The sequence below is a fragment of the Brevundimonas sp. LM2 genome (assembly GCF_002002865.1).
GTDB lineage: Bacteria > Pseudomonadota > Alphaproteobacteria > Caulobacterales > Caulobacteraceae > Brevundimonas.
The window spans coordinates 879489-903765 of sequence record NZ_CP019508.1 but is presented as its reverse complement, the minus strand read 5'-3'; the positions used below and the strand labels follow the sequence as shown (position 1 = coordinate 903765).

Below are 24277 nucleotides of genomic sequence, written 5' to 3'. Positions count from 1 at the left end.
AATCGCATCGGCCCTCCGAGACCGACCTTAGCGGCCGGTCCAGCCATGACAAGCGTCAGGGCGCGGGCGGCAGGATCAGGGCGACGCGCAGACCGGGGCCGAAGCCGCCGTATTCTCCCGGTCCCTCGTCCAGCTGGATGCGGCCCATGTGCGCCTCCATGACCGCGCCGACCAGGGACAGGCCCAGGCCCGATCCCGCCTCGGTGCGGCTGTTGTCCAGCCGCACGAACCGCTCGACCACCCGCCCGCGATCCGCCTCCGGCACGCCGGGTCCCGTGTCTGTGACCGAATACTCGACCTCGCCCGACGAGCGCCGCCGGGCCCGAAGCATCACCGCCCCGCCGGTGGGCGTGTATTTGATGGCGTTGTCGATGACGTTGGCCAGGGCCTGGGCCAGGAAGGGTCGTCCGCCCTCGATCATCAGGCCGCGTTCGATCTCGGCCGAGAATTCCAGCCCCTTGTCCTCGGCCGCGGGCTCGTACAGCTCGGCCATGTCGGCAGCAAGCTCGGCGGCATCGAACACCGCCGCATCGGGAATCCGCCCCGCCGCAGCCTGCAGCCGGGCGATGGCCAGCACGGTGTTGAAGGTCTTCAGCAGGGTGTCGGCCTCGTCCAGGGCGATGCCCAGGGCCTCGACGCCCGAGACCTTGCCGTTGTCGGCGTCGATCAGGGCCACCTCCAGCTTGGCCCGCATCCGCGTCAGGGGCGAGCGCAGGTCGTGGGCGATGGCGTCGCCGGCATGGCGGATCGAGGCCATCGACCCCTCCAGCCGGTCCAGCATGTCGTTCAGCCCGCGCCCCAGCTCGTCCAGCTCGTCGCCGGTCGCCCGGACCGGCACCCGCGCCTTCAGGTCGCCGTCCTGCACCGCCGTCACGACGCGGTTCAGCCGGCCCATCGACCGTTCCAGATTGCGGCTGACCAGCAGCCCGCCGGCCAGGCCCAGCAGCAGCACCATGCCCATCGCCGCCCACAGGGCCTGGGTCAGGCGGCTCAGATAGGCCTCGGTGTCGCCCAGGCTCTCGCCAACGATCAGCGTCTCCCCGCCCGAGAGTCGCGCCGTCACGGCCCGCACCTGGGGCCGGATCACCCGCCCCTCGGCGTCCGTATCGGTGAAGGTGAAGGTGACCCAGTCCCCGTCCCGGGCCTCCGCGTCGAACGGCGTCTCGCTGAGGCTGCCGGTGATGAAGGCGCCCTTCTCATCCATCAGTCGATAGACGAAGGCGCTGCGCGTCAGGGTCCGGTCGATGACCGCCATATTCAGCGCGTCGAAACCGCGGCTGTCATAGACCCCGCGCAGGGCCTGCAGCTCGCCCGCGACATCGGCCTCCGCCTTCGCCTGCGCCTCGGCCGCCGAGGCCACATAGACATAGGCCAGGATCGCGCTGGCCGCCGCCGCGAACAGCGCCAGGAACAGCAGCGTCAGCCGAAAGGGCGTGCGGCGAAAGAGGGTCGGGAGGCGCAATCCGCTGTCGCCGCTCAAGCCGCTCTGTCGCGATCAACCAGATGGGCCACCGCTTGGGCCACTCCGTCAGGATCGCGACCGATCGCCATGCAGTAGGCGGTCACAGCGCCATCGTAGGACCGACCCTGCTCCAGATCGCGCAGTCGGCCGAGGGTCAGGCCGTAGCGTTCGGCGAATGCGGCTTGCGACAGACCCGTCGCTTCCCGCGCCAACCGGATCTCCCGGCCATGCCATCCCCTCCGAAGTTCATCATCGGTCAACGGCGGATTGTCGGGATCGGACAGGGCGTTGGCCTCTATCTCCGCCTCGGTCATGGCGTCGAGGCGGCGCTCTGTTTCTGCGCTGAGGCCTTTGAGATTGTTCAGGTCTAGCGTTCTTCGGACAATCGCCATGTGCGTCTCTCCTTTGCGCTGGCATGGCGGGCCGAGATCAATCGGACCCGCCCCGAGCGAAGCGTGTAAATGACCGTCAGCAGCCGTTGGCCGACCCGCCCGTCGCATAGCGTCGCGCCTCTTGGTCCGAAGACCGGCCCGACGGCGCATCACGACGGTCAGGATCAGCGAAGACTTCCAGTACCTCCTCGAAGGTCACCCCATGCTTCGCCGCATTGCTCAGCGCCTTCGCCTCATCCCATTCGAACTCCACGATACGCCCCCGCGCTCGTCAGGACAACGGAAATCCCGTAGTCACGCCTCCAGCCGATACCCTGCGCCCCGGACCGTCTGCAGCATGGCCCGGTCGAAGCCCTTGTCGATCTTGGCGCGCAGGCGGCTGATGTGGACGTCGATGACGTTGGTCTGGGGGTCGAAATGGTATTCCCAGACCTTCTCCAGCAGCATGGTCCGCGTCACAGACTGGCCGGCGTGGCGCATCAGGAACTCCAGCAACTGGAACTCGCGCGGCTGCAGGTCGATCTCGCTGGTCCCGCGATGCACGGTGCGGGCGATCAGGTTCATCTCCAGGTCGCCGACCTTGAGCACGGTCTGGACCCCGCCGGTCTCGCGCCGGCGCGACAGGGCCTCGACCCGGGCGATCAGTTCGGCGAAGGCATAGGGCTTGACCAGATAGTCGTCGCCGCCGGCCTTCAGACCCGTGACCCGGTCCTCGACCTCGCCCATGGCCGACAGGAACAGCACCGGCGTCTGGTCGCCGTCCTTGCGCAGGGTCTCCACCATGCCGATGCCGTCCAGCCGGGGCATCATGCGATCGACCACATAGACGTCGTAGTCGCCCTTCTGGGCCTCCAGCAAGCCATAGGCCCCGTCGATGGCGTGGGACACGACATGCCCGCCCTCGGTCAGGCCGCGCACCATCGCCTGAGCCGCCTCGGCGTCGTCCTCGACCACCAGAATTTTCATCAGCCCACCCTCCAGACGCAGATTCGCCGCCGACGGTAGACCATCGGCGGCGAATCCGTGAGTTACGGCTTGTTCAGACGACGGTCTATTCGGCGGCCGTCAGCGGCAGGACCACCGGGCGGTTGCCCTGCGGCGTCCGGACCAGCAGGACGATGCCCTCCCGGCCGGCCTGTCTGACCCGGGCCACGGCGGCGCGGAAATCCGCGGCGGTGGCGACGGGCCTCTGATCGGCCTGCAGGATCACCATGCCCGCCTCGAAACCCATGCGGGCGGCGCGGGAGTCCTCGGCGGCGGCTGTGATGACCAGCCCTTCGAGGCTTTCGGGCAGGCTGTACCGGCTGCGGGCCGCGGCATTGACCGGGGCGACGGTTAGACCCTCGACGCTCTCGCCGGCCTGGGGCGTGACTCGCGGCGTCTGGCCTTCAGGCTCGCCCGCGCCCCCGGCGGCGGCGGCCTGGATGTCGGCCGGGCGGGTGCCCGAGCGGACGTTGATGGTCTGGGTCCGGCCTTCGCGGATGACTTCCAGCCGCAGGTTGTCGCCCGGCGAGGCCTGGCCCACGGCGCGGGTCAGTTCGGTCGAGGTCGTGACCTTGCGGCCGTTGATGGCGGTGACGATGTCGCCCGCCCGCACGCCGGCCTTGGCCGCCGGCGCGTCGGGCGTGACCTCGATCACGGTCGCCGCCTCGAAGTCCGAGGCGAAGCCATAGGCGTCGCGCTCGTCGGGGGTCAGGGTGCCGATGGTGGCCCCCAGATAGCCGCGCTCGATGGCTCGCCCGCTCATCAGCCGGTCGGTGACGGACTTGGCGATGGAGGCCGGAATGGCGAAGCCGATGCCGACCGAGCCGCCGGTCGGCGAGAAGATCGCCGAGTTCACCCCGATCACGCGGCCATAGATGTCGAACGTCGGCCCGCCCGAGTTGCCCCGGTTGATGGCGGCGTCGATCTGCAGATAGTCGGTATAGGGGGTGGTGCTGTCGGCGATGTCGCGCGCCCGGGCCGAGACGATGCCGGCCGTGGCCGTGCCGCCCAGGCCGAAGGGATTGCCCACGGCGATGACCCAGTCCCCGACGCGCGGCTCGGCCGCTTCCTCGAAGCTGACGAAGCTGAACTCGTCGCCCTGGACCTTGATCACGGCCAGGTCGGTGTCGGCGTCGCGACCGACCAGGGTGGCCGGAAGCTCGCGGCCGTCCGACAGTTTGACGGTGATCTTGGTGGCGTTGGCCACGACGTGGTTGTTGGTGACGATATAGCCGTCGGCGGTGATGAAGAAGCCGGAGCCGGCCCCCTGGGCGGTGCGGGGCTCTTCCTCCTCGCCCGGAGGCTGGGTGTTGGGGGCCTGGAAGCCGAAGCCGGGCAGGCCGGGGATCGGGATGATGCCGCCGCGCGGCCGCTCGACCGGGGTCTCGACGTCGATCTGGACGACGGCCGGGGCGACCTGTTCGAAGATGTCGGCGAAGCTCAGCGGGGCGCCCTGCGGCGGGGCGAAGGCCAGACCCGCGGCGCCGGCCGAGGGGATCAGCCGACCCACGGCGGTGGAGCGTTCGGCCGCATTGGCCCCGGGCCAGTCGATGACTCCCCCGGCCGTGGCGACGGCGGCGAAGGACAGGCCCACGGCCGCCCCCAGAATGAATTCCTTGCGCTTCAGCATCGTCTCTTTGCGATCCTTCAATGGAACCCCGCCGGAATGGCTCAGGCGGGTCCGTTTCGCCTTTGAATATAGGACGATGGCGGCGTTCGCCAACCATCGCTGCACGAGGCTTCTACCCGCTCAGCGCCCGTCGTGAGGCGCGCGTGCGTCAGGATCAGGGCGAAGCCTGTCCGATCGGAGAAGATCGGCCAGCCGGGCCTCCTCGTCCGACGACAGCGGCGCGGCCTCGACGGGTCGGCGCCGCGCCATGACGATCAGGGCCAGCCCGCCCAGCATCACCAGCAGCAGCGGTCCGAACCACAGCAGCCAGGTCGCGCCCCGCACCGGCGGGGTGAACAGGATATAGTCGCCGTACAGCCGCACCAGATCGTCGCGCACCGCGGCGTCGGTGTCGCCCGAGGCGATCTCCTCGCGGATCCGCTGGCGCATGTCGCCGGCGATGCCGGCCGGGCTGTCGGCGATCGATTCGTGCTGGCAGACCACGCAGCGCACGTCGCGGAACAGGGCCTGGGCCCGCGCCTCCTGCCCGGCTTCGGGCAGCGGCCTGTCCGGGGCGGCGGCCGGCTCGGCCGCCATCAGCCCGATCGAGGCCACGGCGATGAGCAGGGCCCGCCTCATGCCGCCACGACCTTGCGCCGCCCGCCGACGGCGATCCTGAGCCGCCGGTCGAACAGGCTCAGCAGCCCGCCCAGCGCCATGATGAACGGCCCCAGGAAGATCAGCCGCGCCCACGGATTGTAATAGACCCGCACGCTCCAGGCGTTCTGGCCCTGGTCGCCCGCGCGGCGCTCGCCCATGACCACATAGACGTCGTCCAGCCCTCGGAAATCGAGACCGACCTCGGTGGTGGTCTGACCGCCCGCGGGGAAGAAGCGCCGTTCGGCGACGACAGTGCGCGTCGCCGGACCCGGACGGACCGGGGCCACGGTCAGGCCGCCCCGTTCGGCCAGATAGTTGGGGCCCTCGACCACCTGGACCTCGTTCAAAGTCACGCGCCAGGGCCCGGCGGTGACGCTCTGTCCGATCGACACCGGGGCGGCGGCCTCGATCTTGAACTGGGTCTCGACCACCGCCCCCAGGACGAAAACGCCCAGCCCGGCGTGGGCCAGGGTCATGCCCCAGGCCCCCAGCGGCAGGCCCCGCGCCCGGCGCAGGACCTCGGCCAGAGGTGCCTTAAACAGACGCACCCGCTCGATGACCTCGGCCAGGGCCCCGAAGATCAGCCAGGCTCCGATCGCCAGGCCCCCGGCGGCCAGGGCCTTCTTCGGCTCGAACGCCAGCCAGCCGACGAACCCGGCCCCGATCGCCAGGGCCCCGGCCAGGGCCAGCCGCTGCATCGCGCCGAGCGCATCGCCCCGCTTCCAGGCCAGCAGGGGCCCGGCCGGCAGGATCAGGAAGGCCACCAGCATCAGGGGCGTGAAGGTCATGGCGAAATAGGGCGGCCCCACCGAGATCGTCGCCCCGGTGGCCGCCTCCAGGATTAGCGGATACAGCGTGCCCAGCAGCACGGTGACGGCGGCCACCGTGAGGAACAGGTTGTTCAGCACCAGGGCCCCCTCGCGACTGACCGGGGCGAACACGGCCCCGCCCTTCAGCTGCGGCGCGCGCCAGGCGAACAGGGCGAAGGCCGAGCCGGCGGTGAAGCCGAGAATGCCCAGAAGCATGAGACCCCGCTCGGGATCGACGGCGAAGGCGTGGACGCTGGTCAGGACGCCCGACCGCACCAGGAAGGCGCCGAGCATGGAGAAGCTGAAGGCCAGCAGGGCCAGGAACACGGTCCAGCCGGCCAGCGCCCCGCGTCGCTCGGTCACCACCGCGCTGTGCAGCAGGGCCGCTCCCGCCAGCCAGGGCAGGAAGCTGGCGTTCTCGACCGGGTCCCAGAACCACCAGCCGCCCCAGCCCAGTTCGTAATAGGCCCAGAAGGCCCCGAGCGTGATGCCGCCGGTCAGGAAGACCCAAGACGCCAGGGCCCACGGCCGGACCCACCGGCCCCAGGCCGGCCAGAAGCCGGAAAAGGCCTTGCCCTCGATCAGGGCCGCCACGGCCAGCGAGAAGGTCACCGAGAAGCCGACATAGCCCATGTAGAGCAGCGGCGGATGGAAGGCCAAGGCCGGATCCTGCAGCAGCGGATTCAGCGACGACCCCTGGATCGGGGCTGGATCCAGCCGCGCGAAGGGGTTGGACGTGAAGACGGCGAAAGCCAGGAACAGCGTGCCCAGTCCACCCTGCACCCCCACTGTGGAGGCCTTCAGCCCGAACGGCAGGCCGCGCGCCCGGGTCAGGGCCGCGCCGAACACGGTCATCACCAGGCACCACAGCACCAGCGACCCCTCGTGGCTGCCCCAGGCGGCGGCCACCTTGTAGAGCATCGGCTTGTCGGTGTGGCTGTTGTTGGCCACGTTGGCGACCGAGAAGTCCGAGGTCGCGAAGGCGAAGATCAGCGCCCCGAACGACAGGGCCACGGCGCAGGCGGCGGCGACGGCGGCCCCCTCCCCGCCCCCGGCCAGCAGCGGACTGCGGGTCATGCGGCCCGCGGCGGACAGGCCCATCTGCAGCGCCGACAGGGCCAGCGCAAGGATCAGGCAGAACGACCCGAACTCGACGATCATGAGGGCGTGGGCATATTGGTTTGGCTCCCGCCCCGCGGGCTGCCCGAGGCCGAGCCGTCCGGCCGCCATTCGCCGTCGGCCTTCAACCGATCGGAGACCTCGCGCGGCATGTAGCGTTCATCGTGCTTGGCCAGGACGGTGTCGGCCTGGAACGTGCGGTCCGGACCGAAAGACCCCTGCGCCACCACCCCCTGGCCCTCGCGGAACAGGTCGGGCAGGTCGCCGTGATAGACGACCTGGGTGGTCGCCTTGTTGTCGGTGACGGCGAAGCTGACCGTGGCGCCGTGGGTCTGAACGCTGCCGGTCTCGACCAGCCCGCCCAGACGGATGACCCGTCCGGTCGGGGCCTTCTGCTCGGTGACTTCGGAGGGCGAGAAGAAGAACGTCACGCTGTCCTGCATGGCCCACAGCGACAGGCCGACGGCCAGGACCAGCACCGGCGTTGCGGCCCCGACGACCCAGAGACGGCGCCGGGCCTTGGGTGATTTGGGCAGCCAGCTCATGGACGACGCAGACCCCGGACAAGGAAACAGGAGGCCGCGTATAGACCCGTCGCGGTCCGGCTCCAACGGGTCATCCCGCCGCTGCCAACTCCGCCTGCAGACCGGCCCGGCGGGGATCGCCCGGGTCGAGCACGGCGATCAGCGGCTCCCACATCACGCGCGCCCGCGCGCCGTCGCCTCGGTCCAGGGCCGCCCGGCCCAGAAAGAAGCGCGCCCCCAGCTGATCCGGATCGCGCCGAATGGCGGCGACGAAGGCCGCCTCGGCATCGGCCCCGACCGTACCCTCATTGGCGCGGACGAGACTCTCTCCCAGCCGGGCCCAGCTTTGCGCATCATTGGGGTCGATCTCGAGCGCCCGACGGAAGGCGGAGGCGGCTCCGATCGGATCGTCCGCCTGGAACCGGGCCGCCCCCAGCATGGTCAGGGCGGTGCGGTTGTCGGGATCGCGGCGGACGGCGCGGGTCAGGACCGCCGCCATCTGCCCGGCATCCAGCGTTTCCGGCGACGTGGTCCACTGGTCGATCCGCCGCTCGTAGACCTGGTCCGGCAGGCCCGGCTGTCCGATCAGGACATACAGTCCGACGGCCACCGCTGCCGTGGCGACCAGCCCCGACAGCACCACCGTCCGGTCCCGCGGTCCGACCCGCACGACGGGCTCCGGCGCGGTATCGGCCAGAAGCCGGCGGCCGGCCTCGGCACGGGCGCCGACATAGGCGTCCTCGTCCAGCAGACCGCGGGTCCTCAGCCGGTCCAGCTCCGCCAGTTCGGCCGCCGCGGTGTCCGATGGCGCGGGGACGGCCACCAGGCCGTTGCGCGCCGCGCCCAGCACGAGCCAGCCCGCGAGGGCCGCGGCAAGCCCGGCCAGAGTCCAGAACACGATCATCCCAGCGGCTTAGCGGATCAGGCGGCGCGGGGCGAGGCCTCGGTTGTCGCGGTCCCGAGGGCCGCGCTGGTGGTGGCGGCGCGGCGGCGGGCGGTTTTGGCGGCGTCCGTCGCCTCGATCAACAACAGACATTGCGCCAGGGTCTCGATCAGATTCAGCGCCGCGCGGGTGTCGGGGGCCTCTCCCGCGTTCACCGCCTCGATGACCAGATTAACGTACAGGGTGACCCGGTCGACCACCGACTGGACCAGTTGATAGCGCAGGGATTCACAGCCGAACACCGGTGCCGAGGTCCGCATGGCGCCGACTAGGGTCAGCATGACGCGCGCGGCTTCGACGGCCTCCGGCGGCGCCAGCTGATCCAGCGCGGCCACCTCTCGCGTCATCCGCCCCGTGGTCTGAACCCGCCGCGTCGGCATGATCCGCTCCAGCGTCTTTTCGGTGGATCGCAGCGTCGTCGACAGGGTCCAGTTGATCCGGGCGCGCGCTTCGCGCGCCAACTTGCCCCAGCTGCCTTCGGGGTCGAGCTGCAGGGTCCGATCCAGCTCCGCCAGGGTCTCGCCGCACCACAGGACATCGGCCTTCATCGCCTTTTCCGGCACGTTGCCGCTCAGACCCGGCTTGAAGGCGGCGATCCGGGCGACGCGGGATTCGACCTCGGCGATCAGTCGATCGACGAAGACGGCCATCTCCGAGCCCGACAGCATCCCTTCCTTGCCCGCGGCGCGGGAGGAATGGACGACCAGACGCAGGATCACGGCGGCCTCGCTCAGATGCGCGAACAGGATTTCCAGCAGCCGCGGCCCGCCGTCCGGGGCGACGTCGGCGGCGTCGCCGATCATCAGCCGCAGTTCGGCGAGCTGGTTCTCGGTCGGTCGCAGGATCAGGGTGGGCAACGAGACGACGCCGCGCCGGGCCAGCACGGCCAGATCGAAACAGGCGGCGAGGTCCTCCAGCCCCGCTTGCCGCGCATCGGGATCCCAGTCCGCGACTGGCCAGATCAGATCCGGCCGATCACGGATGATCCCCGAGGCAGCGACGCACAGCCGGTTTCCGACGGCCACCACCGTGGGATCGTCCTCGCGGAACCGCACGTCGTCCAGCTCTGGCAGCAGGTGCGGCTCCTGCGCGGCGGCCGCCTTCCACAGGCGGGGCAGGACGGCGGCGGGAAAGGTCGGGGCCGCGACTCCGTCGGCCCGGGGCCGGAACAGCGGCAGCATGGGGGCGAAGGCCACCGAACGCCGCTGGCGATCCGTGGTCTCGTCGGCCAGCATCTGGCTCAGGGCGCGGGCCCGCTCGCCCGGCATCTGTCCCACGGCGCCGGCCAGGGTCTTCAGCACGCGGTCGGGCACCCGCTCCAGCATCTGGGCGAGCATGGCGCGATGGGCGACCGACAGTTCGGCCATTCGAGTCTCCGGACGATCGGACGCTTCCGACCCAGCCGACACGCTGAATGATCTGGGTTAAGAATCCGGAAGCGGCCTCAGGCCTCCGCGGCCGGTAATTCCAGCATGGCCTTCAGCCCGCCCAGATCGCTGGCGGCCAGCGTCAGCCGGCCGCCATAGGCGCGGGTCAGGTCGTCCACGATGGCCAGACCCAGGCCCGAGCCCGGGGCACCCTCGTCCAGCCGGGCGCCGCGCTTCATCACCGCGTCGCGCTGATCGGCCGGCAGACCGGGGCCGTCGTCCTCGACCACGGCGATCATCTGGCCCAGGCCGCTGGCCCCGGCCGAGATCCGCACGCGCCGCGTCGACCATTTGCAGGCGTTCTCCATCAGATTGCCGAGGACCTCCTGCAGGTCCTGACGCTCCCCGAGGAAGGCCAGTTCGTCCGGGGCGCGCCAGTCGATCTCCACCCCCTTGGACTGGAAGACCCGTTCCAGCATCACCGCCAGTTCGTCGATCACCTCGCCCACGGGCGTGCGTTCGCCCAGACCCTGGGCCCGCGCGGCGGCGCGGGCGCGACGCAGGTGGTGGTCGACCTGCCCCTTCATGATCTCGGACTGGCGGCGGACGACGTTGGCCAGCGGGGTCGGGTCGCTTTCCGCCTCGGCCAGCATGACGGTCAGCGGGGTCTTCAGGGCGTGGGCCAGATTGCCGACGTGGGTGCGCTGACGCTCCACCACCTCCTGGTTGTGGTCCAGCAGGCGGTTGACCTGTTCCGCCAGGGGCTGGATCTCGGTCGGATAGTCGCGCGCGATCCGCGCCGCCCGGCCCTTGCGCACGTCGGCGATCTCGTTGCGCAGGTCGAACAGCGGGCGCAATCCGATCTGGACCTGCAGGAAGACCGCGATCACCAGCCCGATGCCCAGGATCAGCAGCGCCGTCCAGGTGAAAGTGGCGAACTGGCGCGTGTCGGTCTCGATGTCGGACCGGTCGATCCCGGCCATGAAGATCAGCGGACTGGCCCGGTCGGGCAGCGACTTCATGCTGGCGGCGATCCGCAGCGGCTGGCTCTGCGGGGCCTTAAGCACGCCCGGGTCATTATAGCTGACCAAGCTGCCCAGCGAGGCTTCAAGCCGCGCGGGCAGTTCGTCGTCGATATGAAGGGTCTCGCCCGCCAGCGACGGCGATCGGGCCAGGACCCGCATGCGCCCCTCCGCATCGACCTCGGCGACCTGCCAGTATTTGCCCGACAGGCCGCGCAGGGTGCGAGCGTCCTTGATCTCGGCCACGCTGACGCCGTCGGGCTTCGCCAGGCTGGCCAGCACCACCTCGTCGATGGTGTTGGCCAGGACGTTGCCCAACCGCCGGAAGGCGCTTTCCTGATACTGGCTGGTCAGCATCCAGCCGGTCAGCAGCAGGGCCAGCACGATCCAGCCCGAGGCCAGCCAGATCAGCCGGCGGGTCAGGCTGCGGCCCGGCCGTCCGAACCATCGGCCCCAGGACGGCCCTTGCGCCCCCGCGTCCGGTGTCACGCGGCCTCGGACTCGCCGGCCAGCGGCGTCAGGCGATAGCCCAGGCCGCGCACGGTCTCGATCCGCTCAGACCCCACCTTCTTGCGCAACCGGCCGATGAAGACCTCGATGGTGTTGGAGTCGCGGTCGAAGTCCTGATCGTACAGGTGTTCGACCAGCTCGGTCCGGCTGATGACCCGGCCCTGGTGCATCATCATATAGTGCAGCAGCCGGTATTCCAGCGAGGTCAGGCGCAGCGGCTCGCCGTTGACCGTGGCCCGCGCCGCCTTGGGATCCAGTCGCAGACCGCCGCACGACAGGGTCGCCGAGGCGATGCCCGCCGAGCGCCGCAGCAGCGCCCGCAGACGCGCCAGCAGCTCCTCGGTGTGGAACGGCTTGGTTAGATAGTCGTCGGCTCCGGCGTCGAAGCCCGAGACCTTGTCCGACCAGGCTCCGCGCGCGGTCAGGATCAATACCGGCGTGGTCTTGCCGTCGCGGCGCCAGCGTTCCAGCACCGACACCCCGTCGATCTTGGGCAGGCCCAGGTCCAGCACGACCACGTCATACGGCTCGGTGTCGCCCAGGAAATGGGCTTCCTCGCCGTCGGCGGCGTGATCCACGGCATAGCCGGCATCGCCCAGCGCCATCTTCAGCTGGCGCGACAGGTCGGCGTCGTCCTCGACGAGCAGAACACGCATGGTCAGTCCCTTCCTAGCCGCCGGCCCCGACGGCGATGTCCATGACACGGCCGTCGCGCTCGAAGCGGAACACATGGCTGCCGCCGCGCATCCCCATATAGCCGACGAAGCGGGCCCCGCCCGCCCGTCCCTGGGCGATCGACTGGGCCTCGGCGACGCTGATCTGGCGGCGTTCGCGCATCTCTGCCCGATCCCCGCTCCGCTCGCGCTCGCCCCGGAAGCCGCCACGGTCCTGCGCCACCGCGCTCAGAGGGGCGGAAGCGATCAAGGCGGCGAGCAGGAGGAGGGAGAGGCGGGTCATGGAGCGCTTTATCGGGGAACGGCCGTGAACGGCGCCTGAACGTCCAGCTTAGAGAGGTTTAACGCCTGGCGAAACCGCGTCCCGGGCGATGAACGCCACCTGAAGCGCGTCGTTCAGAAGCCGCTCAGCCGCCATCGGCTCTTATCGGATCAACGCAGCCAGTCCGGTTGCGATGATCCAGAGATGGAGTGATCCGATGAAGACGCTGCTCGTTCCCGCCCTCGTCCTGGCCGCCGTCACGGCCGCCGCCCTGCCCGCCGCCGCCCAGTCGCGCGGTCACAACCAGCCCGCCCCCCATGCCAGCGCCAACGCCGGCTACGGCAACTGGCAGTCGATCAACGTGCGTCAGGCCAACCTCGACCGTCGCATCGACCAGGGCGTCCGCAGCGGCTCGCTGAGCCGTCGCGAGGCCACCCGCCTGCGCGGCGAGTTCACCAGCCTGCTGCGGCTGGAGAGCAACTACCGCCGCGGTGGACTGACCGCCTGGGAGCGGACCGATCTCGACCGTCGCTTCGATCGCCTGTCGGCGCAGATCCGCGTCGAACGCCGCGACCGCGACAACCATCGCGGCTGAGGCCGACCGACAAGGGCGGCCGACGCGCCCTCCCGCCAGGCCGTCCTTCGAGGGCGCGATCCGAAAGGGTCGCGCCCTTTCCTTTGCCGCGTCAGACGCGGAGCCGGCTTTCCAGGACCGTGACCGCCTGCCCCCGGATCAGCACGCGGTCGCCCGCCAGTTCGCACGCGAACCGCGCTCCGCGTCCTGGAAAGGCCTGCAGGAACCGCACGGTCGACCGACCCAGCTTGGCCGCGAACAGCGGTGTCAGCCCGCCCCGCGCCGATCCCGTCGCCGGGTCCTCGTCCAGTCCGCAGCCCGGCCCGAAGAAGCGATCCACGACGTCGACGTCCTCGTCATCGGTCAGGGCGCAGGCGATGACCTGCCCCCGCTCCATCGCCCTATCGCCGAAGGTCAGCAGGGCGCGGTGGTCCGGCCTCAGCCTCCGCACCGTGGCCGCATCGGCCATCACCGCCATCAGATAGCGCCCGGCCCAGACCTCGACCGGTTCGGCCCCCAACGCCTCGGCCAGACCCGCCGGCGTCTCGACCCGCGTCACCGGATCGACCGGGAAATCCATCTCATAGCCTGCCGCGTGCCGCCGCACGGTCAGCGCGCCGGAGGCTGTGTCGAAGGTCAGGCCCTCGGCCGCCGCGCCCATCTCCGCCCACAGGGCGTGCGCCGCCGCCAGGGTCGCATGGCCACACAGCGGCACCTCTATGGCCGGCGTGAACCAGCGGAGGTCGAACCGCGCGGGGTCGGCGGTCCGGCGCAGGAAGGCCGTCTCCGAATGATTGTTCTCGGCCGCCAGGGCCTGCATCCACCTGTCCTCGGGCCAGACGTCGAACGGCTCCGGCACGGCGGCCGGATTGCCCATGAACGGGCGGTCGGCGAAGGCGTCGATGGTCCACTGGCGCATGCGCGATCCTAACCGGCGGACCGCGACGGGGCCAGCGACCGCTCCGCTTACGCCGACGCGAAGGTGAACCGATTGCCGACGTATGGTCGCACGACCTTGTCGGGCATCACCCGCAGGGCCTCTGCGATGAAGACCTCTCCCGTGCAATGCATCGGGATGATCCAGGTCGGGTCGATCGCCGCGAACTCGGCCACGGTCCGGCGGGCTTCGTCCTCGGTCCGGGGGCGCACCAGGTGAAAGCCGCCGACCACCGCATGAACCTTGTCGATCCCCGACACGGCCCGAGCGCGCAGCACCGAATTGAGCACGCCGCGATGGCTGCACGAGGCGATGACCACCAGGCCGAGATCGCGCACCGCATAACAGGTCGCCAGCTCATGCGCCCCGTCGTCGGCCAGTTCGGCCAGGTCCCGCTTGTCGACCGACAGATCCGCCGCCGCGCAGCCGACGCCCGGCCGCATCCGCGTGGGGATCGCCGCCCGCTCGAACGTCTGCAACGGGATTGTGCCGGTGGTGAAGGCGTGCCCCGCCACCCGCACCGGATCGGCCGCCATCCGCACCTCGAAACCGGCCGAGGCCAGGTCCGCGCGGTCCAGCGCCCCCATGACCGGCGGCGGGGCCCCGATCATGGCCACCCGCTCGCAGAAGGTCTCCTCGCCGCCGACATAGAGCGGCAGACGCGTCGCGGGGTCGCTTCGCAACGCGGCGAACCCACCATAGTGGTCAAGATGCCCGTGGCTGAGCACGCTTGCGTCCAGCGTCGCGGCATCGATCCCCAGCATCCGCAGATTGTTGGCCAGGACCTCCGAAGAATAGCCGAAATCGACCAGCACCCGCCGGGTCTCGTCGTCCAGGCGCGACTGGGCCAGCAGCGACAGGCCGAACTCGGCCATCAGGCTCTGGCGCGACATGCGGGCCGCGGGCGGGCCGGCCTGCGGATTGCGCTCGATGCGCAGGCCGGGCTGGTCCCGGTCCGGCAGGAAGGGCCCGAAGACGGCCGCATCGACCACGACCTGGATCGACAGCGACTCCACCGCCTGGATCGACAACCCCGGCTGTGCCGCCCCCCGCCCTGCCAGGCTGGAGACCAACATCCCCACCCCCAAGGCCTGGATCGCGTGCCGACGCGTCATTCGAGTCCGAGACATAGCGGCTCCTGTCGCTCCGCAGGGACCCTACACCGTTTCGTCGAACACCGTGACTCCAGGGCCGTCGATGACGGTCAGCTCCGGCCAGCGCGCCCGGGCCCGCTCGACCACCCGGTCCCAATCCTTCGCCACGCCCCGGTTCGGATTGGGCCGCAGGATCATCCCGAACAGGTCCTGCAGCCCCAGAGGCGCCGCGACGCTGATCGTGTCGTCCGGCTCCAGCCGTATGCCAACCGCGAAGGCCGGGGCCACGAACCGCTCCAGGGCCTCGTCGGTCGAGGCGATCGGCGCATAGGGTTCGCCGAAATGCGCTGGGAACCACAGCGGCACCCGCGCCTGGTTGCGGACCTCGACGGTGCTGGCGAAGGGCTCGTCGAAGGCGGCGGCGACTCGTTTGATCACGACGTCCTCGGCGTCCCACGAGGTGTCCGGGTCATAGTAGCCCAGGTCGAAATCCTTGCGCCCGTAGCCCGCCGGCCGCCCCGTCAAGGCGTTCCACACCGACTGATAGACCGCGCCGGAAAAGATCCGCCAATCCGGCAGACCCTGCGCGCGCACCGTGGTCATGACATGCATCAGGCCGTCATCGGCGCGGACGATCGCGTCCAGTCGGCCCTGCAGCCCGCTCATCGCCGCCGCTCGGCCGCGTCGCGCAGCGGCCAGCCGTGGTCCAGCGGGCCATGGCCATGCCCCAGGCCCGGCGCGCGCCGGATCGCCTCGGCGACATAGGCCCAGCCCTCCGCCACCGCGACCTCCAGCGGCCGGCCCAGCGCCAGCCCCGCCGCGATCGCGCTGGCTAAGGTGCAGCCGGTGCCGTGGGTCGAGGTCGTCTCGATCCGCGGCCCTTCCAGCAGGGTCTCGGACATCGGCGTCATCAACAGGTCGACGACCGTCTCCCCAGCCACATGCCCGCCCTTCATCAGCACCGCCCGGGCCCCCATCCCCAGCAGCGCCTCCCCCGCCCGACGCTGGCCGTCCAGGTCGGCGACGGCGATCCCGGTCAAGGCCTCGGCCTCCGGCGCATTGGGGGTCAGCAGGGCCGCGCGCGGGATCATCAGCGACCGCACGGCCTCGACGGCGTCCGCGTCCAGCAGGGCCGCGCCCCCTTTCGCCACCATGACCGGATCGACCACGGCGGCGGCGTCGCTGGTGTCCAGGATCGCCGCCACCCGCTCGACCACCGCCACCGAGCCCAGCATGCCGGTCTTGATCGCATCGGCCCCGATGTCGTCCAGCACGGCCCGCGCCTGGGCCTCGATCAGGTCCAGCGGCAGGGGATGGACGCCGTGGACGCCCAGGGTGTTCTGCACCGTGATCGCGGTGATCGCCGTGGCCGCATAGCCGCCCATCGCCGTCACGGCCTTGATGTCGGCCTGGATCCCGGCCCCGCCGCTGGAGTCCGAGCCGGCGATGATCAGGACGCGTCCAAGAGGTGAGATCATGCGCCCGGAATGGCGTAAACCCGGACGGGGGGCAAGATGGCGGACGCCGGCGCAAGCCACGCGCGCGATAGGTCGCTATAGGCACCCGGCACAGCCGAAGGAGACCGCCTTGTCGCGCAAGACCGTGGTGATCGTGGGCGCAGGGTTTGGCGGCCTGGCCGCCGTCCGGGCGCTGAAAGGCGCGGATGTCGATGTGGTGCTGATCGACCGCACCAATCACCATCTGTTCCAGCCCCTTCTGTATCAGGTCGCCACGGCTGCCTTGTCGCCGGCCGACATCGCCACGGCCGCGCGCACCCTGTTGCGGGGCCAGGCCAATGTGACGGTGCTGATGGGCGAGGTCACCGGCGTGGATCCAGGGACCAAAAGCGTGCGGCTGAAGCACGGGCCGGACCAGGCCTATGACGTGCTGATCCTGGCGACCGGTGCCGCCTACAGCTTCTTCGGCCATCCGGAATGGGCCGATCATGCCGAGGTCCTGAAGTCGCTGGACGACGCCCTGACCATTCGTGGCAAGCTTTTGGCGGCGTTCGAGCGAGCCGAACGGGCGGACGATCCCGAACAGGCGCGACGCCTGACCACATTCGTGGTCGTCGGTGCCGGCCCGACGGGCGTCGAAACCGCCGGGACCATCGCCGAGATGGCGCGCATGACCCTGCGTGACGAGTTCCGCCGCATCGATCCGACCCGGGCGCGGGTGATCCTGTTCGAGGCCGGACCGCGGGTGCTGTCCGCCTTCCCCGAAGACCTGTCCGCCTATGCCGAAAGCGCCCTGCGCGAACTGGGGGTCGAGGTGCGGACGGGGGTCGCCGTCGAGGCGATCTCCGACGGGGTGGTGCGCGCGGGCGGTGAGACCGTGGAAGCGGCGGCCGTGCTGTGGAGCGCGGGGGTCCAGGCGCGGCCCGTCGGGACCTGGCTGGGCGCGTTGAGCGCGCCCAACGGCGCCGTGGTGGTCGACGCGCACTGCGCCGTGCCCGGGCTGGAGGATGTCTACGCGATCGGCGACGTGGCCAGCTACCACCAGGCGGGCAAGCCCTTGCCCGGGCTCGCCCCGGTGGCCAAGCAGCAGGGCCAGTGGGTCGGCCGCCTGATCCGCGCTCGCCTGGAGGGGAGACCCGATCCGGCCCCCTTCCGCTATCGCGACTGGGGCACGATGGCGGTGATCGGACGGTCGCGCGCGGTCGCCCTTCTGGGGCCGTGGAAGATCAAGGGTTTCGTCGCGTGGCTGGCCTGGTCCCTGGTCCACCTGATGCTGCTGATCGACTTCCGCAGCCGGGTCGCCGTCTATGTGAACTGGACCTGGGCCTGGTTCACCCTGGGTCGAGGGGCGCGACTGCTGACCCGGCTGCCGTGATGGCCGCCTGAACCGCCAGGGCCTGGACCGTCTCGCGCACGTCGTGCACGCGGACGATCGCCGCCCCCCGGCGCGCCGCATCCAGGGAAATGGCCAGGGAGCCGCCCAGCCGGTCGCCCGCCTCGACCGCGGACGGGTCTATGTTCCGGATCATGCGCTTGCGGCTGGCCCCCATCAGCACCGGATAGCCGGTGTCCGCCAGGGTGCCCAGCCCCGCGATCAGCGCCAGATTATGCTCGATCGTCTTGCCGAACCCGACCCCCGGATCCAGCGTGATCCGGTGCCGGGCCACCCCGGCCGCCTCCGCCACCCGCGCCCGTTCGACCAGATAGGCGCTCACCTCGGCCACCACGTCGTCATAGCGCGGCTCCACCTGCATGGAGCGCGGCTCGCCCAGCATATGCATCAGCACGACCTCGCACCGCAGATCGGCCGCCACCGCCGGACTGTCGGGCGAGAAGGTCAGGGCCGTCACGTCGTTCCAGATCGTCGCGCCGGCGGCCATCGCGGCCCGCGCCGCCTCGGGCTTCATCGTGTCGATGCTGATCGGTCCGTGCCAGCGAGCATGGACGGCGGCGATGACGGGGATCGTCCGCGCGATCTCGACATCGGCCGAGACGGGTTCCGCCCCCGGCCGCGTGCTCTCGCCCCCGATGTCGAGGATGTCGGCCCCGTCCCCGATCAGCCGCATCGCCTGCGCCAGCCCGCTCTCGGCCGAGGCGTGCAGCCCGCCGTCCGAGAAGCTGTCGGGTGTGACGTTCAATATGCCCATGACCCTGGGTCGCATGCACAGGCCTTCTCCCTCCCCCTCGGGGGAGGGTGGTCGCGCAGCGACCGGGTGGGGGCGGCAAGGCGACGTGGCGACGGAGTCTGAGGAGCCTTGCCCCTCCCACCCCGTCGTCGCTTCGCGCCGACGACCCTCCCCCAAGGGGGAGGGAGATGGGTTGGCCTAGTGGACCGTCGGATGCTGACCCGAGGCGACGACCGTGACGCCTTCCGAGATCGGCGTGACCGGCACCGAGACCGAAGGCCCGGCGTTGGGGAAGTTGTTCTCGTCGCGGTTCGGGGCCGCGCCCTTCTCCAGCAGGTCCTTGATCTCCTCGCCCGACAGGGTCTCGTACTCCAGCAGGGCCTGGGCCAGTTTTTCCAGATCCTCGGCCTTGCGGGTCAGGATCTCGCGGGCCTCGTCCCAGCCGGAGGTGACCAGCCGCTTGACCTCGGCGTCGATGGTGCGGGCGGTTTCTTCACTGATGTTCTGGCTGCGCGCGACCGAGTGGCCCAGGAAGACCTCCTGCTCGTTCTCGCCGTAAGCCACGGTGCCGAGCACGTCGGAGAAGCCCCACTGGGTCACCATCCGCTTGGCCAGCTTGGTCGCCTGCTGGATGTCGGAGGAGGCGCCCGAGGTGATGTTCTCCTTGCCGAAGATGATCTCCTCGGCCACCCGGCCGCCGGCCATGATGGCGATGCGATCGACCATCTGCTGGTACTTCATGGAATAGCGGTCGCCTTCCGGCAGCTGCATGACCATGCCCAGGGCCTGGCCGCGCGGGACGATGGTCGCCTTGTGCACCGGGTCGGCCATCTTGACGTTCATGGCGACGATGGCGTGCCCACCCTCGTGATAGGCGGTCAGGCGGCGCTCTTCCTCGTTCATGGCCATGGATTTGCGCTCGGCGCCCATCATGACCTTGTCCTTGGCGTCCTCGAAATCGCGCTGGGTCACCATGCGCCGATCCTTGCGCGCGGCCATCAGGGCCGCTTCGTTGACCAGATTGGCCAGGTCGGCGCCGGAGAAGCCCGGCGTGCCGCGCGCGATGGTCTTGACCATGACGTCCGACGCCAGGGGCACGTCCTTCATGTGGACGCGCAGGATCTTCTCGCGGCCGTTGACGTCGGGGTTCGGCACCACGACCTGACGGTCGAAGCGGCCGGGACGCAGCAGGGCCGGGTCCAGCACGTCGGGACGGTTGGTGGCGGCGATCAGGATGATGCCTTCATTGGCCTCGAACCCGTCCATCTCGACCAGCAGCTGGTTCAGCGTCTGCTCGCGCTCGTCGTTGCCGCCACCCAGGCCGGCGCCGCGGTGACGACCGACGGCGTCGATCTCATCGATGAAGATGATGCAGGGGGCGTTCTTCTTGGCCTGTTCGAACATGTCGCGCACCCGGCTGGCGCCGACGCCCACGAACATCTCGACGAAGTCCGAGCCGGAGATGGAGAAGAAGGGCACGCCCGCCTCACCCGCGACGGCGCGGGCCAGCAGGGTCTTGCCGGTGCCGGGAGGGCCGACCAGCAGGGCTCCCTTGGGGATCTTGCCGCCCAGGCGCTGGAACTTGCCCGGGTCCTTCAGGAAGTCGACGACCTCCTGCAGCTCTTCCTTGGCCTCGTCCACGCCGGCGACGTCGTCGAAGGTCTTGCGGCCCTTGTGCTCGGTCAGCAGCTTGGCCTTGGACTTGCCGAAGCCCATGGCCCCACGCGCGCCGCCCTGCATCTGGCGCATGAAGAAGATCCACACCCCGACCAGCAACAGGATCGGCAGCAGGCCCAGAAGGGCGCTCATCCACACCGACTGGCGCACGGTCTTGGCTCCGACATCGACCCCGGCGGCGTCCAGACGGGCCGCCAGCTGGGTGTCCGAGATCGGCACCACGGCGGTGAATCGTGTCTCGTTGGCATAGGTGCCGGTGACCTGATCACCGGAGATCATCACCGACTTGACGTCGCCGGCCGCGACCTGGTCGTTCAGCTGGGAATAGGTGATGGCCACGGGACGGGTGGTCGATGTCGCGGGCGAGCCCGGCATGGCCATGCCGTTGTTCTGACTGACCGCGGCATAGACGGCCAGAAGACCCAAAAGGATCACGCCCCAGATCGCCATATTGCGCAGGTTCATCGCTCTGATTTCCTCGTCGCCGGCCGCTCGTCCGGCATGGGTTTCACGTCGTTGAATTCAAAATAGGTCAGACGGTGTCGTTTCGCCATGGATCGTTCCGTGAAGCTCGCATTCCTGCGTCGTTTCGCCCAGCGCCAGACGCAGCCGACGCGGGGCCAGGGCGCGCACCGCCGCCGCGCGCCATGCAAGAACCGGCGCATCCACACCGTCCCGGATCAGGACCGGCAGGGCCCCCCGCCCCCAGGCCGGCACCGTCTCGGCGATCGCGCGATCGGCCTTCGACAGACGGTTCAGCCGGCCGAGGGCGGCGACGACGGTCCATCCGGCCTCCGGCGCGGTGATCTCATAGCGTCCGTCCCACACCGCCGGCGTGCCGGGTTGAAGGACCAGCGGCGGGACGGGCACGCGCTTGAATTCCCCCGCCTCGCGGCCGACGATGACCCGGTCGCGCGACGCCTCGACCCGCGCCCCCGCCAGCGTCGCCGTGAAGGCCTCGCCCGCTGCGACCCTCGCCGAGAGCGCGCCCAGCCGATCCCCCCGCGGCCGCCGGTCATGCCCCGCCGCGCACAGCAGCGTCACGGCCAGATCCGCGGCCACCCCCTCGAATCCCTCTCCCAGCGGGAGAGGGCGTGAGCGCCCGAGAGCGTCAGCGATCGGACTTGCGCGAAAGGGTGAGGGGTTATCCTCTTCCCGGTTCGCATCGTAACCCCTCACCCTTTCGGCTGGCGCATCGCTGGGCTCTGCGAGCCTCAAGCCCTCTCCCTCTGGGAGAGCGTGCAATGCCGCCCGCGCCCGCCCGCGCTCGAACCGCGCATTGGCCGGATCCTCGACCCAGTCCTGCCCCCGCGCCCGCAGCCAGTCCCGCAACGCCTCCCGCCGCTCCTCCAGCATGGGCCGCAGCAGCATCAGCCCGCGCCCTTCGGGCCAGGCGGGCGACGGCGACCATTCCCGCAGGCCCCCCAGGGTCGAGCCGCGCGCCCGCATCCAGTCGCTCTCGGCGAGATCGTCCGCCGTATGGGCGAACAGCACCACCCTGGCCCCCGCCTGCCGGGCGGCATTTCCGATCAGGGCATGCCGCGCGCGGCGGGCGGCGGCGGGAAGACCCGTCGCCGGCTTCGCCCCCGCCCAACGGCATTCGATCCAGTCCGCCCCGACCGCGCGAGCCGCACGGGCACACCGCCGGCTCCAGTCCGCCGCCTCCGGGCTTAGTCCGTGATCGACGGTGATCGCCAGCAGTCGCCGCCCCGCGTCCCGCGCCCAGTCGGCCGCGATCAGCAGCAGGGCCATGGAGTCCCCGCCTCCGGACAGGGCCAGGGCGACCGGATGATCGACGTCGCGTTGCACCCGCGCGTCGAGGCGCGCCGAGACCCGCCCCTCGAGGGTGCCGCTCAGGTGCAGTTCGCCGCCCGTCCCGTGTCCGTCGCGATCTGTCGAAGGGCCGGGGTCGAGGTCGCCGCATAGCGCCGGGTGTATTCACCGAGCGCCGCGCAGGCCTGCGGATCGCGGTTGGTCGCCTCCAGCCCCCGCGCCAGTTTCAGCGTCACCTCCCCGGCCCAGGTCTGGGTCGGCCAGCCCTGCAGGGCCTGGGCGTATTGCTGCACCGCCCCGGCCTGGTCGCCACCCGCGCGGATGAGGTCGCCGACCCGCCAAAGCGCCTCGCGTCCCTGGGCCGTGTCCGGCCAGTTGGCCGTCACCGCCTCCAGCGCCGCCCGCCCGCGCGCCGGGTCGGTGGCCGACAGCGCCCTCGCCGCCGCCAGATCGGCCACGGCGTCGCCGGTGGGCGAGCGCGGCCCCGCCGCCTCGGCTTCTTCCGCCGCCCGGGCCTCGGTCGCCGCGCGCTCCAGGGCCTGGACCCGCGTCTCGGCATCGGCCAGCCGGGTGCGCAGGGCGGCGTTGTCGCGGTCGCCCTCGTCCTGCGAGAAGGTCATCCGCTCCAGGTCGCCGTTCACCCGCAGCACCGTGGCCTCCAGGTCGGCCAGCCGGCGATCCATCTGCCCGACCCGGTCCTGCAGGGCGACGACCTCGGGATCCGGCTCGACCAGCACGGGCTGGCCCTGGCTGTTCCTCTGGGTCAGGGCGCGCTCGAGGCGGCGGACATTGCGGTCCAGCGTGTCCAGCCGGCGATTGTCCCACTGCACCGCCGGCAGGGGCTGGGTCTGGGCGACCACCGCGCCGCCGACTAGGCCGCAGGCGACCGTGGCGAGGGCGATGTTCCGAAACGTGAGCAGGCTTTTCATGACGCCACAGCTTTCACCGATTTGGGGCCGCCGCAAGGCCGACGCTCACCCCGTCAGCCCCATCAGGATGATCGCTGCGAGAAACAGGGTGATCGTGAAGACGCAGAACAGCAGCAGGAAGGCCGTGCGCCACAGCGCGGAGAAGATCGACAGCCCATAGGTGCCTTTCAACTGGGCGAACATGTGCACCGGCACCGACAGCATCAGCAGGCCGACGAGGGTGTCCGGAAACCATCCATCCCACCGACCGAAGACCCCGACGGCCATGGTCAGGATGGCCATGAAGGTCAGGGAATACAGCACGAAGACGCCGTGATCGTACCAGGTGAACCCCCGCTTCCAGGCGAACAGCAGCCACACGAACGGGATCGACAGCGGGATCAGCAGGAAGGCGAACTTGTAGGCCGTCTGCTGGATCTTGTAGAGGGCGAAGTCCGGGTTCGCGAGCTTGTGGAGGATCTTCTCCTTCATCTTCTTGTCGCCGATCCCGATGGTGACCCGGCCGTCGTGAACGGAGTCGGCCACGCTGGCCTGCCAGCTGCCGGGGGCCAGGCCGTCGGCCCGAGGCGCGGCCGTCTTGGCCTCTTCCAGCATGCGCAGCGTCGCCTCGGCGCCCGTCACCGCCCCCTGGGCCCCCGCCACGATACCGGCCCTGCCGGGGGTATCGGACGGCGTTTCGGCCTGGACCGTGGCCAAGGCTTCGCGCGATTCCACCACCGCGGTCCGAGCCTCCGCGATCCGCTCATCCAGCGACTGCGATTGGATTGGTTCCACCCCGCCGAAGCTGAGGGCGAAGAACATCAGGAAGACGGTGAACAGGAAGATGGCCAGGGGCGAGACGTAGCGGGTCCGCTTGCCGTGGATCCACTCGCGCGTCAGCTTGCCGGGGTTCAGCAGCAGCAGCGGCAGGGTGCGCCAGATGCGGGCGTCGAAATGCATGACGCCGTGCAGAAGTTCTTCGCCCAGATGCAGCAGCGAGCGGTGCACATGGGTCGGCTGGCCGCAGTGGGCGCAGAAATTCCCGCTGACAGGCTGGCCGCAGTCGCTGCAGGTCCCGGCATGGGCCTCCCCCGCATGCCCGCTCGGCTTTTCGATCGCGCCCGCGATCACGCCGCCGGTGACCAGCCCCCCGGTCGCCTCGATATCCACCATGGGGTCCCCCAGACCGTGCGACGCACAATCTGAGGCCTGGGTGGGATTGAGGCAAGGTCGAGAAAGCAGTCTCCTCCCCGTTCGCCGCTTGGCGAATGGGGAGGTGGATGCGAGCCCTTGCGAGCAGACGGAGGGGCTCTTGAAACTGGCAGGATCAATGGGGCGTCAAGAACCCCTCCACCCCCCGCCAGGCGGCGGGCGGTCCCCTTCCCCGTCCTTCG

Annotated in this window: 24 protein-coding genes; 2 read left to right on the top strand and 22 right to left on the bottom strand. The window is 70.4% G+C overall.

The window, feature by feature from the left end; genetic code table 11:
• Nucleotides 1-55: 55 nt before the first annotated feature.
• The 13 genes from BZG35_RS04495 to BZG35_RS04435 all read right to left on the bottom strand — a co-directional run bounded on the left by BZG35_RS04495 (nt 56) and on the right by BZG35_RS04435 (nt 12358).
• On the bottom strand, nt 56-1462 hold the full coding sequence (locus BZG35_RS04495) for a HAMP domain-containing sensor histidine kinase (RefSeq protein WP_077354565.1): 1407 nt from the start codon (nt 1460-1462) through the stop codon (nt 56-58).
• Between the two features lie 14 nt (nt 1463-1476).
• On the bottom strand, nt 1477-1854 hold the full coding sequence (locus BZG35_RS17540; protein ID WP_171981878.1) for a DNA-binding transcriptional regulator: 378 nt from the start codon (nt 1852-1854) through the stop codon (nt 1477-1479).
• Nucleotides 1855-1930: 76 nt separating this feature from the next.
• The gene (locus tag BZG35_RS18415) at nt 1931-2107 is read right to left on the bottom strand and encodes a BrnT family toxin (RefSeq protein WP_216351884.1); all 177 of its coding nucleotides are present in this window, start codon (nt 2105-2107) and stop codon (nt 1931-1933) included.
• Nucleotides 2108-2148: 41 nt separating this feature from the next.
• Nucleotides 2149-2820: a response regulator transcription factor gene (locus tag BZG35_RS04480; RefSeq protein WP_077354562.1), complete on the bottom strand. Its 672-nt coding sequence runs from the start codon at nt 2818-2820 to the stop codon at nt 2149-2151.
• Between the two features lie 85 nt (nt 2821-2905).
• Entirely contained in the window at nt 2906-4468 is a 1563-nt protein-coding gene (locus BZG35_RS04475; protein ID WP_077357818.1) for a Do family serine endopeptidase, read from the bottom strand.
• A gap of 120 nt (nt 4469-4588) precedes the next feature.
• A complete protein-coding gene (locus BZG35_RS04470) occupies nt 4589-5086 on the bottom strand; it encodes a cytochrome c-type biogenesis protein (RefSeq protein WP_077354561.1) in 498 nt (165 codons plus the stop codon).
• Nucleotides 5083-7077, bottom strand: a complete 1995-nt coding sequence (locus BZG35_RS04465; RefSeq protein WP_077354560.1) for a heme lyase CcmF/NrfE family subunit — start codon at nt 7075-7077, stop codon at nt 5083-5085. Before BZG35_RS04465 ends, BZG35_RS04470 begins: the two co-directional genes overlap by 4 nt.
• The gene (ccmE, locus tag BZG35_RS04460) at nt 7074-7580 is read right to left on the bottom strand and encodes a cytochrome c maturation protein CcmE (protein ID WP_077354559.1); all 507 of its coding nucleotides are present in this window, start codon (nt 7578-7580) and stop codon (nt 7074-7076) included. Before ccmE ends, BZG35_RS04465 begins: the two co-directional genes overlap by 4 nt.
• 70 nt (nt 7581-7650) lie before the next feature.
• Nucleotides 7651-8463, bottom strand: coding sequence for a c-type cytochrome biogenesis protein CcmI (gene ccmI / locus BZG35_RS04455; RefSeq protein ID WP_077354558.1), 813 nt, complete (start codon nt 8461-8463; stop codon nt 7651-7653).
• 17 nt (nt 8464-8480) lie between these two features.
• Nucleotides 8481-9869, bottom strand: a complete 1389-nt coding sequence (locus BZG35_RS04450; protein ID WP_077354557.1) for a hypothetical protein — start codon at nt 9867-9869, stop codon at nt 8481-8483.
• Nucleotides 9870-9946: 77 nt separating this feature from the next.
• The gene (locus BZG35_RS04445; protein ID WP_077354556.1) at nt 9947-11380 is read right to left on the bottom strand and encodes a sensor histidine kinase; all 1434 of its coding nucleotides are present in this window, start codon (nt 11378-11380) and stop codon (nt 9947-9949) included.
• Nucleotides 11377-12057, bottom strand: coding sequence for a response regulator transcription factor (locus tag BZG35_RS04440; RefSeq protein WP_077354555.1), 681 nt, complete (start codon nt 12055-12057; stop codon nt 11377-11379). The genes BZG35_RS04445 and BZG35_RS04440 overlap by 4 nt, the downstream gene beginning before the upstream one ends.
• 13 nt (nt 12058-12070) lie before the next feature.
• Complete coding sequence (locus tag BZG35_RS04435; protein WP_077354554.1) at nt 12071-12358, bottom strand: hypothetical protein; 288 nt, start codon at nt 12356-12358, stop codon at nt 12071-12073.
• A 196-nt stretch (nt 12359-12554) separates the two neighbouring features.
• Between BZG35_RS04435 and BZG35_RS04430 the strand changes: the two genes are divergently transcribed.
• The gene (locus BZG35_RS04430) at nt 12555-12932 is read left to right on the top strand and encodes a hypothetical protein (RefSeq protein ID WP_077354553.1); all 378 of its coding nucleotides are present in this window, start codon (nt 12555-12557) and stop codon (nt 12930-12932) included.
• 91 nt (nt 12933-13023) lie between these two features.
• Here BZG35_RS04430 and BZG35_RS04425 read toward each other — a convergent pair whose 3' ends face one another.
• The 4 genes from BZG35_RS04425 to thiD are packed head-to-tail and all read right to left on the bottom strand — an operon-like array spanning nt 13024 to nt 16420.
• Nucleotides 13024-13830, bottom strand: coding sequence for a PhzF family phenazine biosynthesis protein (locus BZG35_RS04425; protein ID WP_077354552.1), 807 nt, complete (start codon nt 13828-13830; stop codon nt 13024-13026).
• A 47-nt stretch (nt 13831-13877) separates the two neighbouring features.
• A complete protein-coding gene (locus BZG35_RS04420; RefSeq protein ID WP_253189267.1) occupies nt 13878-14963 on the bottom strand; it encodes an MBL fold metallo-hydrolase in 1086 nt (361 codons plus the stop codon).
• 42 nt (nt 14964-15005) lie between these two features.
• A complete protein-coding gene (locus tag BZG35_RS04415; RefSeq protein ID WP_077354550.1) occupies nt 15006-15608 on the bottom strand; it encodes a nucleotidyltransferase family protein in 603 nt (200 codons plus the stop codon).
• Nucleotides 15605-16420, bottom strand: a complete 816-nt coding sequence (gene thiD / locus BZG35_RS04410) for a bifunctional hydroxymethylpyrimidine kinase/phosphomethylpyrimidine kinase (RefSeq protein ID WP_077354549.1) — start codon at nt 16418-16420, stop codon at nt 15605-15607. The genes BZG35_RS04415 and thiD overlap by 4 nt, the downstream gene beginning before the upstream one ends.
• 109 nt (nt 16421-16529) lie before the next feature.
• Between thiD and BZG35_RS04405 the strand changes: the two genes are divergently transcribed.
• A complete protein-coding gene (locus BZG35_RS04405) occupies nt 16530-17774 on the top strand; it encodes an NAD(P)/FAD-dependent oxidoreductase (RefSeq protein WP_253189266.1) in 1245 nt (414 codons plus the stop codon).
• Here the strand turns inward: BZG35_RS04405 and folP are convergent.
• The 5 genes from folP to BZG35_RS04380 all read right to left on the bottom strand — a co-directional run bounded on the left by folP (nt 17731) and on the right by BZG35_RS04380 (nt 24056).
• Nucleotides 17731-18546, bottom strand: coding sequence for a dihydropteroate synthase (gene folP, locus BZG35_RS04400; protein ID WP_216351883.1), 816 nt, complete (start codon nt 18544-18546; stop codon nt 17731-17733). The genes BZG35_RS04405 and folP overlap by 44 nt on opposite strands.
• A gap of 177 nt (nt 18547-18723) precedes the next feature.
• Nucleotides 18724-20667, bottom strand: a complete 1944-nt coding sequence (gene ftsH, locus BZG35_RS04395) for an ATP-dependent zinc metalloprotease FtsH (protein ID WP_077354546.1) — start codon at nt 20665-20667, stop codon at nt 18724-18726.
• A gap of 57 nt (nt 20668-20724) precedes the next feature.
• Nucleotides 20725-22011, bottom strand: a complete 1287-nt coding sequence (gene tilS, locus BZG35_RS04390; RefSeq protein WP_216351882.1) for a tRNA lysidine(34) synthetase TilS — start codon at nt 22009-22011, stop codon at nt 20725-20727.
• Nucleotides 22012-22055: 44 nt separating this feature from the next.
• Nucleotides 22056-22904 carry a tol-pal system YbgF family protein gene (locus BZG35_RS04385; protein ID WP_077354544.1) on the bottom strand — a complete coding sequence of 283 codons (849 nt, stop codon included), beginning with the start codon at nt 22902-22904 and terminating at the stop codon, nt 22056-22058.
• Between the two features lie 45 nt (nt 22905-22949).
• Complete coding sequence (locus BZG35_RS04380; RefSeq protein ID WP_077354543.1) at nt 22950-24056, bottom strand: DUF3667 domain-containing protein; 1107 nt, start codon at nt 24054-24056, stop codon at nt 22950-22952.
• Nucleotides 24057-24277: the final 221 nt, after the last annotated feature.

What these genes read in the sequence shown, in the direction of transcription:
- ccmI (WP_077354558.1), bottom strand. Translation starts at nt 8,463, where the DNA reads ATGATCGTGTTCTGGACTCTGGCCGGGCTTGCCGCGGCCCTCGCGGGC.
- BZG35_RS04480 (WP_077354562.1), bottom strand. Translation starts at nt 2,820, where the DNA reads ATGAAAATTCTGGTGGTCGAGGACGACGCCGAGGCGGCTCAGGCGATG.
- BZG35_RS17540 (WP_171981878.1), bottom strand. Translation starts at nt 1,854, where the DNA reads ATGGCGATTGTCCGAAGAACGCTAGACCTGAACAATCTCAAAGGCCTC.
- BZG35_RS04450 (WP_077354557.1), bottom strand. Translation starts at nt 9,869, where the DNA reads ATGGCCGAACTGTCGGTCGCCCATCGCGCCATGCTCGCCCAGATGCTG.
- BZG35_RS04385 (WP_077354544.1), bottom strand. Translation starts at nt 22,904, where the DNA reads ATGAAAAGCCTGCTCACGTTTCGGAACATCGCCCTCGCCACGGTCGCC.
- BZG35_RS04420 (WP_253189267.1), bottom strand. Translation starts at nt 14,963, where the DNA reads ATGACGCGTCGGCACGCGATCCAGGCCTTGGGGGTGGGGATGTTGGTC.
- BZG35_RS04380 (WP_077354543.1), bottom strand. Translation starts at nt 24,056, where the DNA reads ATGGTGGATATCGAGGCGACCGGGGGGCTGGTCACCGGCGGCGTGATC.
- BZG35_RS04425 (WP_077354552.1), bottom strand. Translation starts at nt 13,830, where the DNA reads ATGCGCCAGTGGACCATCGACGCCTTCGCCGACCGCCCGTTCATGGGC.
- BZG35_RS04430 (WP_077354553.1), top strand. Translation starts at nt 12,555, where the DNA reads ATGAAGACGCTGCTCGTTCCCGCCCTCGTCCTGGCCGCCGTCACGGCC.
- BZG35_RS04435 (WP_077354554.1), bottom strand. Translation starts at nt 12,358, where the DNA reads ATGACCCGCCTCTCCCTCCTCCTGCTCGCCGCCTTGATCGCTTCCGCC.
- BZG35_RS04475 (WP_077357818.1), bottom strand. Translation starts at nt 4,468, where the DNA reads ATGCTGAAGCGCAAGGAATTCATTCTGGGGGCGGCCGTGGGCCTGTCC.
- BZG35_RS04470 (WP_077354561.1), bottom strand. Translation starts at nt 5,086, where the DNA reads ATGAGGCGGGCCCTGCTCATCGCCGTGGCCTCGATCGGGCTGATGGCG.
- folP (WP_216351883.1), bottom strand. Translation starts at nt 18,546, where the DNA reads ATGGGCATATTGAACGTCACACCCGACAGCTTCTCGGACGGCGGGCTG.
- BZG35_RS04465 (WP_077354560.1), bottom strand. Translation starts at nt 7,077, where the DNA reads ATGATCGTCGAGTTCGGGTCGTTCTGCCTGATCCTTGCGCTGGCCCTG.
- BZG35_RS04415 (WP_077354550.1), bottom strand. Translation starts at nt 15,608, where the DNA reads ATGAGCGGGCTGCAGGGCCGACTGGACGCGATCGTCCGCGCCGATGAC.
- thiD (WP_077354549.1), bottom strand. Translation starts at nt 16,420, where the DNA reads ATGATCTCACCTCTTGGACGCGTCCTGATCATCGCCGGCTCGGACTCC.
- ccmE (WP_077354559.1), bottom strand. Translation starts at nt 7,580, where the DNA reads ATGAGCTGGCTGCCCAAATCACCCAAGGCCCGGCGCCGTCTCTGGGTC.
- ftsH (WP_077354546.1), bottom strand. Translation starts at nt 20,667, where the DNA reads ATGAACCTGCGCAATATGGCGATCTGGGGCGTGATCCTTTTGGGTCTT.
- BZG35_RS04440 (WP_077354555.1), bottom strand. Translation starts at nt 12,057, where the DNA reads ATGCGTGTTCTGCTCGTCGAGGACGACGCCGACCTGTCGCGCCAGCTG.